The sequence below is a fragment of the Lachnoclostridium phytofermentans ISDg genome (genome assembly GCF_000018685.1).
Taxonomy (GTDB): domain Bacteria; phylum Bacillota; class Clostridia; order Lachnospirales; family Lachnospiraceae; genus Lachnoclostridium; species Lachnoclostridium phytofermentans.
Genome location: NC_010001.1, coordinates 3314927 through 3330141, shown reverse-complemented (window position 1 = coordinate 3330141; position 15215 = coordinate 3314927). Strand labels below are relative to the sequence as shown.

12 protein-coding genes are annotated in these 15215 nt (G+C 34.9%); 8 read left to right on the top strand and 4 right to left on the bottom strand.

All coding sequences use genetic code 11. From position 1 onward, the window contains the following. Positions 1-37: 37 nt before the first annotated feature. A complete protein-coding gene (locus CPHY_RS14115; protein WP_012200748.1) occupies positions 38-1594 on the top strand; it encodes a glycoside hydrolase family 28 protein in 1557 nt (518 codons plus the stop codon). Between the two features lie 252 nt (positions 1595-1846). Here the strand turns inward: CPHY_RS14115 and CPHY_RS14110 are convergent, their stop codons facing one another. After that, positions 1847-2566, bottom strand: a complete 720-nt coding sequence (locus CPHY_RS14110) for a rhamnogalacturonan acetylesterase (RefSeq protein WP_012200747.1) — start codon at positions 2564-2566, stop codon at positions 1847-1849. Positions 2567-2655: 89 nt separating this feature from the next. Continuing rightward, the gene (locus tag CPHY_RS14105; protein ID WP_012200746.1) at positions 2656-4950 is read right to left on the bottom strand and encodes an AraC family transcriptional regulator; all 2295 of its coding nucleotides are present in this window, start codon (positions 4948-4950) and stop codon (positions 2656-2658) included. Between the two features lie 446 nt (positions 4951-5396). Here CPHY_RS14105 and CPHY_RS14100 point away from each other — a divergent pair, with 446 nt between their 5' ends. The 6 genes from CPHY_RS14100 (at position 5397) to CPHY_RS14075 (ending at position 12568) form a co-directional block, all read left to right on the top strand. Continuing rightward, a complete protein-coding gene (locus tag CPHY_RS14100; RefSeq protein ID WP_012200745.1) occupies positions 5397-6998 on the top strand; it encodes an extracellular solute-binding protein in 1602 nt (533 codons plus the stop codon). 151 nt (positions 6999-7149) lie between these two features. Beyond that, positions 7150-8100 carry an ABC transporter permease gene (locus CPHY_RS14095; RefSeq protein WP_012200744.1) on the top strand — a complete coding sequence of 317 codons (951 nt, stop codon included), beginning with the start codon at positions 7150-7152 and terminating at the stop codon, positions 8098-8100. Positions 8101-8112: 12 nt separating this feature from the next. Further along, positions 8113-8964 carry a carbohydrate ABC transporter permease gene (locus tag CPHY_RS14090; RefSeq protein WP_012200743.1) on the top strand — a complete coding sequence of 284 codons (852 nt, stop codon included), beginning with the start codon at positions 8113-8115 and terminating at the stop codon, positions 8962-8964. Between the two features lie 197 nt (positions 8965-9161). Then, on the top strand, positions 9162-9986 hold the full coding sequence (locus CPHY_RS14085; RefSeq protein ID WP_012200742.1) for a polysaccharide deacetylase family protein: 825 nt from the start codon (positions 9162-9164) through the stop codon (positions 9984-9986). A 138-nt stretch (positions 9987-10124) separates the two neighbouring features. Beyond that, positions 10125-10970, top strand: a complete 846-nt coding sequence (locus CPHY_RS14080) for a sugar phosphate isomerase/epimerase family protein (protein WP_012200741.1) — start codon at positions 10125-10127, stop codon at positions 10968-10970. A gap of 293 nt (positions 10971-11263) precedes the next feature. Next, positions 11264-12568, top strand: coding sequence for an IS30 family transposase (locus tag CPHY_RS14075; protein ID WP_012199826.1), 1305 nt, complete (start codon positions 11264-11266; stop codon positions 12566-12568). Positions 12569-12809: 241 nt separating this feature from the next. Here the strand turns inward: CPHY_RS14075 and CPHY_RS14070 are convergent, their stop codons facing one another. Continuing rightward, positions 12810-14012, bottom strand: coding sequence for a DNA polymerase Y family protein (locus tag CPHY_RS14070; RefSeq protein WP_012200740.1), 1203 nt, complete (start codon positions 14010-14012; stop codon positions 12810-12812). Positions 14013-14234: 222 nt separating this feature from the next. Further along, the gene (locus tag CPHY_RS14065) at positions 14235-14495 is read right to left on the bottom strand and encodes a PRC-barrel domain-containing protein (protein WP_012200739.1); all 261 of its coding nucleotides are present in this window, start codon (positions 14493-14495) and stop codon (positions 14235-14237) included. A gap of 150 nt (positions 14496-14645) precedes the next feature. Between CPHY_RS14065 and nrdR the strand changes: the two genes are divergently transcribed. Continuing rightward, a complete protein-coding gene (nrdR, locus tag CPHY_RS14060; protein ID WP_012200738.1) occupies positions 14646-15107 on the top strand; it encodes a transcriptional regulator NrdR in 462 nt (153 codons plus the stop codon). The last annotated feature ends 108 nt before the right edge of the window (positions 15108-15215 follow it).

Below are 15215 nucleotides of genomic sequence, written 5' to 3'. Positions count from 1 at the left end.
TTTACATGTGTGCTAAAGTACGCAGATGGGAGTTAAAATGAAGTTTCATGTGATACTAAAAACTGCTAGAACAGCAGTGATTGAATTAATAGATCAAGGATTATATTATACCAATGAAGAGTATGAAATCTATGTAGACAATACATTATATGCAAAAAGCAATAAAGTGGTACAATCTATTCATAATTTAAAACCAGATACGGAGTACAGTATTTATGTAAAAAATGATTCTGAAACTTCTGAATTAGTAGTTATAAAGACTGATTATGAATTTGTAACACTCAATGTAAAAGAGTTTGGCGCCAAAGGAGATGGTGTTCATGACGACACCACAATGATACAGTGTGCTATTAATTCTTGTCCTAAGAACGGAAGGGTGTTAATTCCTGAAGGTTGTTATAAGATCTCGACGTTATTTTTAAAGAGTGACTTACGCCTTGAATTAGGCAGGGGCGCAGTGTTATCTGCCTTCACAGATCGCTCCAAATTCCCAATCCTTCCAGGTAGAATCGAAAGCTTCGATGAGACAGAGGAGTATAATTTAGGAAGTTGGGAAGGCAATCCGCTAGATTCTTTCGCTGGTATCATAACTGGTATCAATGTATCTAATGTTGAGATTACTGGTGAGGGAACAATCGATGGATGCGCTGATGAAACTAATTGGTGGAATAATCCGAAAGTTAGAAATATCGCTTGGAGACCAAGACTTATTTTCTTAAATCATTGCAACAATATTACAGTACAGGGTATTACAGTTAAGAATAGTCCTTGTTGGAATATCCATCCTTATTTTTCAGATGATCTTAAGTTTGTTGATCTTACCATACTGAATCCAAAAGATTCTCCAAACACCGATGGTCTTGATCCAGAGTCCTGCAAGAATGTCTTAATTGTTGGAGTGTATTTTTCCTTAGGAGATGACTGTATTGCGATTAAATCGGGAAAGATATATATGGGTGCGAAGCATAAGCGTCCATCTGAAAATCTAGAAATTCGTCAGTGTTGTATGCGAGATGGACATGGTTCTATTACAATAGGAAGCGAGATGGCAGGAGGAGTTAAGAATCTAACTGTTCGCGAATGTCTCTTTATCCATACAGACAGAGGTCTTCGTATAAAGACGAGACGTGGCCGCGGTAAGGATGCAATTATTGATGGTGTATTATTTGAAAATATTCGCATGGATCATGTAATGACTCCTGTAGTAATTAATTGTTTTTATTTCTGTGATCCGGATGGTCATTCTGAATATGTTCAAAGTAAAAATCCTTATGAGGTAGATGATAGAACACCTCATATTGGTGAGTTAACTTTCCGTAATTTGGATTGTACTAATTGTCATGCAGCAGCTTCTTATATGTATGGATTACCAGAACAAAAAATAGAGAAGATAACCTTTGAGAATGTTAATATATCATTTGCTGAAAATCCTATAAAATCAGTACCGGCAATGATGGATGGTGCAGATGAAACAAGTTTGCTTGGGTTATTTGCTAATAATTTAAAAACATTAGAATTAAAGAATGTGAAGATAGAAGGTTATGAAGGTGAGAAATTCTTATTAAGTAATATTGATAACCTGATAGAAGAGTAGTTATTGAAATTAAGTTGAATCAACTATCTATATGCATAAAAAGCTTTTTGTCATTCGTCCTATTCGTTTAAATAGGATAGAGTAACAAAAAGCTTTTTAATTTTAAAAAGGAAAAGTTCGTGAAGTGTACATCTCTTGTTTATAGAAAATTGTGATATTTAACCTAAAGTGGAGAATCCATGTTTGGTAACTATGTTATTAATCGTTTTATTTTCATATTGTAATCGAAATCGGTCTGTTTTCATATATAAACTAATCGATTAAAAACGAAGAGTCCTCTTTTTCCCCATCAATAGGAAGTAATAGATCAGCATATCTTCCGCCAAGTTTTCGTAATTCTTTTGCGATAATTCCTGCAAAAGCTACGGCACCATCGTATCTAAGATGGGTATTATCGATTTTTCCCTCAGGGTAATTTGGGTACTCCGTTGGTTCTAAGTGCATAAACCATTTTCTTGATTTCTCATCGCCAGTCTTTTGTATCAAATCTTTACTAATCGAACATAGGTCAATCACAGGAACTTTCAGTTCTTTTCCAAGTGCAATCATAGCGTCCGGATAATCAAGATGCGTATCATCTACCAACTGACCATCTTCTTTAAAGAGACGTCGATAGAGTGGAGTAATAAGGACTGGATGTGCTTTATGGTCAATTGCTACTTTAATATATTGTTTTAAGTTTTCCTGAAAAGTAGTGAATGGCTCAGTATGACGTTCCTCGTCAGGCTTTTCATCGTTATGTCCAAATTGTATCAATAAAAAATCATCTTCTTTTATGTTTTTTTCGACAGCTTGTAAGCGGCCTTCCGCAATGAAACTTCTGGTACTGCGCCCATTTTGAGCATAGTTTTTAATTTGTACTCCTTTTTTAAGGTAAAGGGATAGTCCTTGGCCAATTCCAGTCTGAGGGAAACTAGTAAAATCATTTTGTTTTACGGTGGAGTCACCGGCCCAGAATATCGTTTGTTTCATATTCATTCTCCTTTGTTCTTATTTATAAAAAAGAATTAAACCAAGCTTGATTTAATTCTTTTATAGTTATGGTAAGAAATTTTACATCCCTACTCGTCATTATGACTTGACATAGTATCTCGAATTGTTTTAGGTGCAACTCCATGTACTTTTTTAAATGCTCTTCGGAAGGAGTTTGCATTATTATAACCAGTCTCTAAGTATAAGTCGCTGACATTGATATCTGTTGTTTTTAATAAGTTCATTGCTTGTGTCATACGAATCAATTCCAAATACTCTGAAAAATTTTGTTTGGTTTCTGCCTTAAATAAATAGGAGAAGTAGCTTTCCGATATGTTAAACTCATCTGAAATTTTCTTAAGACTTAAGGAAGAGTCTTTGTAATTTTCCTTGATATACTCTTTTATTGTATGAATTAGCTTATTTCCATCCGCTTTTGGTTCAAATAAGCTACATAAGTTTAAAGCAATATCCTCCAAAATAGAAATTGATTTATTTTCCTGTAAAGATAAGTCGATAGATTCAATCGCATCGTGATTCGTATCGGAGACGCTGATTTGAAAACGTACCTTTAATAAGGTATTCCTTATATCAGAAAGTAGCCACTTTACAACCGTAATAGGTAGCGATCTACATTCAAAGTTTTCCCAACGAATGAGATGGAATATTTCTTGAACTTGCTTTGTATTTCCGGAAGTAATAAAGTTTAATAACTGCTGAGCCATTTCGAAAGGATAGTAATATGATGTTTTATCTCGTTTGATATCACGATAACTTTGGAATACATTGCCTTCACGAACATAAGAGGCAGCTTGTATTGCTTGTTGGTATGATTTCCATAGATATGGAGCATAACTGTTACGATTTCCTAATCCACCATAAATCCAAATGGAGTGGTCTTCCATTAAGCTATTGTGTAGTTCCAAAAAGGTACTTTCAACATCCGCAATACTCTCTTCAATAGGCTGATCCATAGGAGAAGGAAGCATGATGGCAAAAGCATTTACCTCTGATTCATAGATGAGTATATCATCTCCAAAGTATTGATAGAAATATTTTCGTATCAAATCTTTATATAATTTTTGATTCCACCCTGCATCAGTATTATTCGTTTGTTCCTCAACATAAACCTCTAATTGATCTTGATAGAGACAAGCATAGAGAACACTATAACGATAATCCCCTATTTTTAAATCTAAGAATTCGGAAATTTTATCATATTCTTCTTGATTTGAGATAAGACCTTTCATAATTCTTGCCATATAAGAGTTGTAAATGATAGGTCTTTGCTCTTCTAATTCTTGCTTAAGATTACTTTTCTCATTCAAGGAATCTTGTAATTCTGAATTGATAGCAATGATAGGTTTCACATTTCTTTTTGATAAGATAAAAATCATAATTAAGCAGAAAAGTAAGGTTAATATAATAATGAAGACATACGTATTCTGATAGGTCCCTAAATCATGAAAAACTAGATCAGCAGGTTGTACCAAATAATATCTCCATTGATTCTCATGTGAGATAGAAGTTGTAACAACAACAGAATCTTTTCCTAATGTTAACTCCTTGTACTCTTGATTCGGATTTTCATCCATGGAGGTGATGATATTGTTAAGTAAATCCTCGGTTAATTCTGGACTATGATCTGAAGTGATATGAAAAACTTCATTATTATCAGTATCTGTTACGTATAAAAATCCACTTCGAAAGAAATCAAGATTTGAGAATAAACCATTCAATTTATTACGATTTATCTCAAAACACACAATACCAAGTGGTTTATTTATTGATAAAGCTGTTTGTACTGGTGTCTTATAAATATAAGGAGTAATGTCATTTTCTATATAGTTTTCATTCGGCAAAAATTGAAAAACATTATTATAAGAGGAAAGCATTGTCTTCCAATCATCGTAGCTAGCTTCTTTATAGGCTTTGTAATGTTTATAGTAATACCAGGTATCCGTTAACATACTAGATGACATTAAATAGTCTAATTTAGGCAGATAAATGTAATACTCATCTAGAGGGAGTGTTTTCCCTAATGGAATAAAGTCAGTTAAAAAATTCATTGCTTCTTTCGCATCGTGGTAAAAATCCATAGATCTGGAATCATATTGAAGAACCTTCCTTATATTAGGATCATTCGCAATCTGGGTAGAAAGCGCCTGCATAAGCTTTAAGGAATTATCCATATCTGATACGGAATTGTCTAAAACCGCTTTGTTCTGTTTATGAAGATTATTAGTTGCATCTGTTATTCCGTATTGATACAAAAACATGCCCATAATAAGAACAATTATCAGCAATATGCTGTAAGAGGTTACAAATCGTATCAAAAACCTTGTATTTTTATTTGTATTGTTTTTAGTCAACTTTATTTTCATTTGATATTCCCTCTATTATTTAGTAAAAGCAAACAAAACATTGTGTAAAAATTATATCAAAGTGGTGCATTATTTGCAAGCTATGTGCTCATATTTTTAGTTTGGTAAAAATTGAAAGCGCATACAAGCACAAAAAGAATGGATGCATACCTTAAGAAACCCAGTGAAATCAAGGCTTTGAGAGCTAGCTTAAAAATTGCACAGTGATAATAAATATTGCTTCTTGTTAAAAAAGTACAAAGCATGTTAGTATGTAGAAGTCAAATCGAACAAAACTAAACAACTGGTCTTAAAAATTAAATTGGTTTTTAAAACCTAACATTAGTTTTCTTAGATTGACATAAAGTATAAAGATTTGTGGCAAAGTTACATAATGAGAATGAAAACTACAAATTTTTAATACTTTCTACAATATTATAATTGAACCAATAAAGGAGGGTATTTCGATGAGAAAGTCTACACAGAAATTCTTATCACTTGGTTTAAGTCTTGCGCTTGTATTTAGCTTAACAGCTTGTGGAAGCAAGAACGATGGACCAAAGACAGAACCAACAACAGCTCCAACAAAGGGTGCTGAAAACAATGGTGGCGCAACAACTACTCCAGAAGCTCCAGTTTCTGAAGTTGAGAAGCCATCTGTAATCACAGTAATGATGGATGGTACTGTATTTACAGAGCCTAACGGACGTGATCAGTTCGAAGCAGCTCTTGAGGCTGAACTTGGTCTTGATATTCAGTTTACACAGCCAGATCACTCTGGTTACTATGATGCTGTAGGTCTTACATTTGCAGGAAGTAACTGGCCAGATGTTGTTCTTTTAGGTGGCTCTTACTATACTAACTATGCAAGTGCAGGTCTTTTAGCAGACATCACAGAGTACTGGGATAATTCTGAATTAAAAGCTTCTGGAAGAATTACTAATATTGATGCAATGGAATCAATTAAGATTGATGGAAAGCTATACGGCTTTACTCCAGCAAGAGGTAACGGATGTGTTACTTACGTTAAAAAAGCTTGGTTAGATAAAGCTGGCTTATCAGTTCCTACAAACTATGATGAGTACCTTAACATGTTAAAGGTATTTACAGAGTCTGATATGAACGATAGTGGTGATCCAACTAATACTTATGCAGTTTCTGCAGCTGGTCTTATCGGAAATGAAGCTCCATATACAAACTATTTACCAGAGTTCTATCAAGATGCTTATCCAGATTTCATGAAGGATAATAGCGGTAAGTGGATTGATGGTTTCTCTACAGATGCTATGAAATCAGCTCTTCAGAGATTAAAGGATGCTTACTCTGCAGGTTATATTGATAAAGAATCCATTACAAATGGTACAAAAGACTGTCGTAATAAGTACTTTGATGATAAGTTTGGTGTATTCACATACTGGGCTGGTACATGGGCAGCTAACTTAAAGAGCAGTCTTGAAAGTAATGGTAAGGATGGCGAATTAGTAGTTCTTCCTCCAATTGCTGAGTTAGGTAACTATCTTGAGAGACAGGCTCCAGCTTGGTGTATTACAACTAAAGCTGCAAATCCTGCTGGTATCTTCAAGTATTTCCTTGAGCCAATGTTAGATGGCGGTGCTGTTCAGACACTTTGGACATATGGCGTTAAGGGCGTTCACTGGGATGACAAAGCTGAGACAGTTAAGTTAACAGAGGAAAAACAACTTACTTATACAGAAGGTCAATTCCACATGTTACCTTCTTTAGAAAAGCCAGACACATTATTAACTAAGAATCACATCGATCCAATGTTAAGCTTTGCAACATTCGCTGATAATGCTGATCCTGGTATTGCAGCTGTTAATCCAGTTGCTAAAGATGCAGCTGAAAAGTTCAATTCATGGGCAGTTCCAGCTAATGTAGTAGTAAGTAATGATACTATTAATGAGTATAATGCAGATCTTGTTGATCTTCGTACTCAGATTGTAACTAAGGTTGTAACTGGCAGTATGAGCGTTGAGGATGGTATGAATGAATATACAAGCCAGTCTGCTGATATGGTACAGGAAATTTTAGATTCTTTAAACAACTAATCTAAGGTTTAAATAGCTTAACTTAGTTGAAACAGCTATAAATAGTTGTTGTTAATAAAGAGGGGTTTGAACAAATGATAAAGTTCGGCCCCTCCTTATCACGAGAGATGCTCGTGAGAGGAAATTCTAATTTGTGAAAGGAAGTGCTTCGATGAGCATTAAACGAGGACAGAAAGTACCAGGTAGCAAAGCACCATTAAGTTTAAGAATTTACAACCATAGATGGTTTTATGTAATGTTTGCTCCAGTATTAGTATTCATTGCATTATTCAACTATTTACCGATGTACTTTATAAAGTATGCATTCTATGATTATAAGATGGCACAGGAACCTGTGTTTGTTGGATTAAAGCATTTTGAAAAGTTATTAAAGAAGCAAGATTTTATCCGTGCATTTGTTAATACATTTGAGTTAAGTATCGTTAAGTTGTTATTAAATACATTTATGGCAGTTATTATTTCGCTGTTATTAAATGAAATTAAAAATTTGCAAGCAAAGAAGGCTGTTCAGACGCTTATCTACTTACCACACTTTATGTCATGGGTAGTTACTGCATCTGTATTCCGCTTAATTCTTTCTCCTTCCAACGAAGGTCTTGTTAACTCTTTCTTAGTTAACCTTGGAGTTATTAACAAAGATCAAATGATATACTTCCTGGCGGAAGAAAAATGGTGGAGGCCAGTTTATTATATAGTTAATATATGGAAAGATACTGGTTGGGGTACTATCATTTATCTTGCAACATTATCAGGTATTAGCCCTGATCTATACGAAGCAGCGCAAATCGATGGTGCAAATCGATGGAATCAGATGCTTTTCATTACGTTACCAAGCTTAGCTAATACTATTATTGTAGTGTTAATACTTAATTTAGCAAAGATTATGAATCTATTTGAATCCGTATTCGTTATGTACAACTCAGCAGTTTATAAAACATCCGACGTTATACAGACTTTTGTTTATCGTCAGACCTTCGGTGGCGGTATACCAAACTATGGCTTTACAACAGCAGTAGGTTTAATGAAATCTGTTGTAGGTTGTATTCTCGTATTAGTTTGTAATTACGCAAGTAAAAAAGTCCGCGGACGCGGTATCGTATAGGAGGGGTAGACGATGAATTCTAAGAAAAAAGCAAAAAAAATCAAACTCTTTCCTATTTTTAATGGTTTATTATTTTTCATGATTTGTTTATTTATTATAGTACCATTATGGAAAGTGTTTGTTGACTCTATTGATTTACAGACTAGCTATGGTATGAGATTATGGCCAAAGGAATTTGGTTTGGTTGGATATAAGGTAATTTTAACTTATGAATCCTTATATAAACCATTCTTAATCTCCTGTATTACAACAATTGCTGGTACTTTCCTTGGTTTAACACTATCTACTTTAGGTGCTTATGTATTAATTCAGTACGAAATGCCAGGTAGAAATATATTCTCTTTCCTTTTACTATTCACCATGATCTTTGAGGGTGGTATGGTTCCTTCTTTCTTAGTTATGTCTAAGTTAGGGTTAACAGATACATTATTTGCGGTTATCTTACCACTTGGTATCAATGTTTATAACCTTGTATTGATGCGTAACTTCTTTGAGGGTATTCCAAAAGGATTGTTTGAAGCTGCATCCATTGACGGATGTTCCCCAATGGGCACATTCTTTAAGATTGTACTTCCTCTTTCCAAAGCAGCGCTTGCATCAATTGGTTTGATGTTCTCCGTAACTTTCTGGAATGACTATACAAACTTTAAGATTTACATCCAAAAGAGTAGTTTATATAACTTCCAGCAGAAATTACGTAACTTAATTATGGATGGTGATACACCAAACACTTCCGAGCATATTTCTCAGAATACAATGTTTAGTGCAGCCGTTATGGTAGCAATTTTACCTTTCATGATTATCTATCCTTTCTGTCAGAAGTACTTCGTAAAAGGTGTTAATATCGGTGCGATTAAAGAGTAATGATATTTGTACATTTGATAGGAAACATGAAAGCTGTTGCTGAAAGAATCAAGCGACGAGGAACCTAACCATTTGGGTAGGGTTCCTTCCTAGGTTCTTTGGTGGCGGCTTTTTACTTTATTAGATACTATGTTATTGTATAATAAATTAGATAATGATAAGATAAATTACATACGAACTACAGAGGAGGGCTGATAATGAATAAAGTATATACCTGTTTTCAGGGAGGAAAACATAAAGTTTTGACCATGAGTTATGATGATGGGAAACAAGAGGATAGGAGATTATTAACTATCTTTAATGAATTTGGGATTAAAGGTACTTTTCATCTAAATTTTGGACTAATGGATCAGCCAGAACGTATTAAGAAAGAAGAAATTAATAAAATTTATCAAGGTCATGAAGTAGCTGCGCATACATTTACTCACCCAACGATCTCTAGATGTCCTTCCACCATGATTATTGAACAAATATACGAAGATCGTAAGGGACTTGAAAGTTTGGTGGAATATCCAGTAAGAGGGTTATCCTATCCCAACGGATCTTATGATAAACGTATTAAAGAGATATTACCTGGACTTGGAATTAGGTATTCAAGAATCGTAGGAAATAGTGATGACTTTAATTTACCAACCGATTTTTATGAATGGAAAGCAACTTGCCACCATAATCATGATCTACTAAAGCTTGGGGAAGAATTTGTTAGCCTATCGAAGAAACAGTACCTGTATATGATGTATGTATGGGGACATAGCTATGAATTTACCAATCATAATAACTGGGAGGTAATAGAGGAGTTTTGTAAGCTAGTTGGACATCGTGATGATATCTGGTATGCTACTAATATAGAGATCGTAGATTATTTAGAAGCAGCAGAAAGACTCCAATTTACAGCAAAAGGTAATCTTGTATATAATCCATCCGCAACATCTGTATGGTTATCTGTAAATGATGCCACAGCTGTAGAAATAAAGGCCGGTCAAACAGTAAGATTGTGGGAAGAGTGGGAAGAGAATTTCTAAGGCGCCAAAAGACGCCGCCTAAGAAATTCTAAAAATTCACACGGATATTTGTGCCAGCGTCGTCCTCGGCGCAATTATCTGGCCTACTGAGTAAATAATTTAAATAAAAGGCGCTAAAGCGCCAGAATAGAGGTTAATATGTTGAGACTTGGTATACGTGGTCATGATATGGAAAAAGCTCCATTTGATAATTTAGTAGAGAATATTGCGGACAAAGGATTTTGCTGTACGCAGCTTGCACTAAAAAAGGCTATTGACGCTTTTAACGTTAACAGAGAAGCAATGACTTCAGGTATGGCCTTATACATGAAAGAAGTTTTTGCAAAGAATCAGGTACAAGTAGCAGTATTAGGATGTTATTTAAATCTTGGTCATCCAGATAAATTACAACTACGCGAAATTCAGAAAAATTACGAGGCTCACATTCGATTTGCTTCTTTACTAGGTTGTGGAATGGTTGGAACAGAGACTGGAGCGGTAAATGAAGAATACGCCTATGAGCCCGCAAATCACTCAGAGGAGGCGTTAGATATCTTTATTAATAATTTACGCCCTGTAGTAGAATACGCGGAAAAAATGGGTGTTATCGTTGGAATAGAGCCTGTTTACAAACATATTATGTGTGATATTACAAGAACGAGAAAAGTGTTAGATGCCATTAATTCACCAAATTTACGGGTCATCTTCGATGCTGTAAATGTGATGTCAATTGACAATTACAAGAATCAGGATGAAATTATCGAAGAAGCATTTGAATTAATCGGTGAAGAAATAGATGTTCTCCATATTAAAGATTTTATAGTAGAGGATGGAAATATTGTGTCTAGACCACTTGCTGTTGGAGAAGGTTTATTAAATCTGCCACTAATTATGAAGCTTGCAAAAGAAAAGAAACCTATGATTCATATGCTATTGGAGGATTCTGTTCCAGAGAATGCACTTGCATCCAGGGATTATATTAAGAAATGTTATGAAGAAGCATAGGTTTTTTAAGTCTATAGTAAATTTTGCGCCATTACCTATAAAAAGGGGAAGTACGATTTGCTAACTTTGCCTTATCATGAAGATAAAAAAACATCTTAGAATGAAAAAACGTTCAAAGATGTTTTTTTATTTACCTAATTTATGATTACAAATCGTGTCCTTCTTTAAAAAATGTTGATTGAAAAACTAGATTCCATTTTTAAATATTAAATATGGAATTTACTCTTTCTTAAACTCCAGTACTCCTTTACTATAAGATTGTATTCCCAATCCGCAGTGAAAGGAGTTTATTTATGTGTAAATTAATACCCGGGAATCAAAAACATCTTACATTAGATAACAGAGTTTACATTGAAAAATCCTTGGATAACAACATGCCCTTTAGTGAAATCGCTAAGTATATTTGCAAGGATCCATCTACCATTTCCAAAGAGGTTAGGAAGCACCGCATATTAAATCCCAGAAATGATTTCATTAACTTCAACCACTGTACTGATCGTCGTGATTGCAAGCTCAGAAATGTCTGCAATCGCTCAATCCCATGCAAGAAGCAGTGTAGTTCCTGTATCGAATGTAATGCTCATTGCATTAAATTTGTCGTAGAGGTATGTTCGACGATTTTGAAATACCCCTATGTCTGTAATGGTTGCCCGAAAAAGGTTCAATGTAGGCTTGATAAATACTTCTACAAAGCTGTTACCTCAAATAAGGAATATAAGACTATTTTGGTTGAATCCAGAAACGGAATCAATATATCGGAGGTAGACCTTAAGCTTATGGATAGTATAGTTTCACCTTTAATCCTACAGGGACAGAGCCCTTATCAGATTGTTCAAAGCCATCCTGAAATTAAATGCACTGAAAAAACAATCTATAATTACATAGCCTCTGGTGCTCTTTCCGTAAAAAATCTCGATCTCCCCCGGAAAGTAAAGTACAAACTCCGTAAACTTCATCCATCAGAAATCAATGATAAAGGTATTTTTGAAGGTCGCTCCTACAAAGATTTTCTTAGCTATATACAAGCCTATCCTGATTCAAATGTTGTGGAAATGGATACCGTAGTTGGTTGCGAAGGTAGTCACAAGGTATTTCTTACCCTGTTTTTCCGAAACTGTAAACTGATGTTGATCTACCTTCTTCCGGATAAAACAACTACATCTGTTAAAAAAGTATTTGACCGTCTTGAAGAAAAAATTTCAACACTTGGGTTTTGCAAAACCTTTCCTGTTATCTTAACTGACAGGGGGGGCGAATTTTTAAAGCCTGATGAACTTGAAACTGGAATCGATAATGTCATTCGAACATCTATTTATTATTGTGACCCCATGGCATCATGGCAGAAACCTGGTATCGAAAAGAACCATGAATTTATACGTTATGTCCTTCCGAAAGGTTCTACATTTGACACCCTCACCCAATGGGATGTTACAAAACTTGCAAGTCATATCAATAGTACAGCAAGAGCCAGCTTAAATGGTCTAGCCCCCATTAAACTGGCCCAAATGCTGCTTGATAATAATGCAGTATATGCATTCGGACTAAGGGAGATACCACCCAATGATATCATACTGACCCCCGAACTGCTGAAAAAGTAACCCATAACTTTTAGCCAATCTGCGGATGAAGAATCGTCAATATCCTATCCCTGACGGGTGGAATTTAGTCTTGCACAAAACTCTCCAGTCGTCTGTTTGCCATGCAGTTTTTTTATTCCGATCATTCCTGTTAGCCTATTATACTATATTTTTTTTATTTATAATATAGCTCAAACCTAGATAAAATGGAATTTAGCCTGCATACTGGAATTTAACTTTACACTGGAATTTAACTTTTCATTCAACCCTTCTTTAAAAAACTAGCTCTTTTTACGGAATCAATACCATATTTATTACGGATAGAATCAATAGCAGAATCAAGTTTCTTAAACTTATCCGATTGGTTGTTATCAAAAAGACTGATCTGTGAAAAGTCTGTATCGTCTAGTTTGGTAGTTCGAATACCTAGTAAACGGATCGGTGAGTTGTCCCAAAATTCATCAAATAAACGACAAGCAGCCTCATAAATAGTTGCTGTCGTGTTCGTTTGATGTGGTAAGACTGTTTGATGGGTATAGGTTTGGAAATTAGTATATTTAATTTCAACAGTAATGCAGCTACATGAAACATTAGAGGAGCGTAGCCTTGCACCAACGGTTTCACTTAATGCTAGTAAGACTTGTTTTGCAATTGCGTTATCAATGACATCTTGACTTAATGTGATACTGTTTCCACAACCTTTTGCCTTAGGATCAGTAACTTCAACTGGTTCTTCATCGATACCATTCGCGTATTCATGGATTAGAGCACTATATTTGTTTCCTAGATGTGTTTTTAGGATATTTACATTCGTATGTGCTAAATCGTAAATACTGCGAATTCCTAAGATACCAAATTTGGCTTTCGCGGATTTTCCGACAAAAAACAATTCCTCAACAGGAAGAGGCCACATCTTTTCTGGTATTTCAGATGGAAATAAGGAGTGGCAAAGATTCGGTTTTTTAAAGTCGGAAGCCATCTTAGCAAGTAGTTTATTGGTAGAAATTCCAATGTTTACAGTAAAACCTAATTCCTTCAATACTCGATCTCTAATTTGATTCGCGATATCCATAGGAGCACCAAAGAGATGATAAGTATCAGTCATATCAAGGAACGCTTCATCAATACTAAATTGGTTCAAAGTAGGTGTATATTCTGATAATAGATTCATTAATCGTTCTGAATATCTTGTATATACTTCAAAATTAGGGGGTACTACTACCAAAGAGGGACACTTTTGAAGTGCATGAGTTAGTGGTTCCCCAGTAACAATGCCAAAAGATTTTGCCTGGGTGGATTTTGCTAAAACGATACCGTGCCTGCTTTGTTTGTCACCACCAACAGCAGAAGGGATGGTACGTAAGTCAATCGACTCGGGATCCGCTGCTAAACGATGTACAGATTCCCAGCTTAAGAAGGCACTATTCACATCCACATGAAAAATTAGTCGTTCATTTTTACTCATATTTCTCGTTTCCTTATATTTATAAATTGAATATGGGAGTTGATACTAATAAACTATATAGCTAATCCCGATGGTAATTTGTAATTTGTAATTCGAGATCTTAAATTCAGATCATATACTATTCTAGCGCCATCGATCTGATTTAAAATATGCTGTATACTCCATAATAATTATTATAGGAAACAAAGGTTCGATTGTAAAGAGGGATTTATGATTCAGTATCTAAGCCCCGCACTTCTTAAAGCACTCAGTGGCATCAATATCAACTAGAATGACGTCAGGACCCACTTGGCAAATGCATGACCAAGGTATGATATATTCATGATCTCTTCCTAAAAGCCCCCATATTTTTGGTGGTCCTGGAACGATGATAGCTTCAATGCATCCAGTGACAGCATCAAAAATAATGTCGCAAACAAAGCCTAATCGTAGGCAATCTCTACAATTTATGACTTCTTTATTACGCATTTCAAATAATCGCATTGGATAGATCCTCCCGTTTTTTACTATCATATGAAGAAAATATAAAAACATGATTGACTATATGCTTGACCTATGGGAATTTATTCAATATAATAAAAGTGGAGATTACGGTTAGCATGTGCGGGTTAATATAATAATGGGAGGTACCGTATGAAGTGTCCATTTTGTGGAAAAGAAAATACAAGAGTAATTGACTCAAGGCCAGCAGATGATTGCAGTTCAATACGACGCAGAAGACAGTGTGATGAATGTTCTAAACGTTTTACTACTTATGAAAAAGTAGAAACGATACCTTTGGTGGTAATTAAGAAGGATAATAATCGTGAACCTTACGATCGTTCCAAAATTGAAGCAGGTGTGTTTCGTTCCTGCCATAAGCGCCCGATTTCCGTAGATCAGATTAACGCACTCGTTGATGAAGTGGAAAACACTATTTTTAATTTGGAAGAAAAAGAAGTTCCAAGTAATAAAATCGGTGAAATTGTGATGGATAAGCTAAAGAGCTTAGATGCTGTTGCTTATGTTCGATTTGCTTCCGTTTATCGTGAATTTAAGGATGTCAATACCTTTATGAACGAACTAAAGAAGATACTCGATCATGAACATGTTTAAAAAGTAATAATGACTAGAACCTCCAAGTGGATAGAAACATTTGGAGGTTTTTTTAGGTATAGACCAGAGATTGGATATAAGCTCTTTCTTATGATAAGGATATATAAA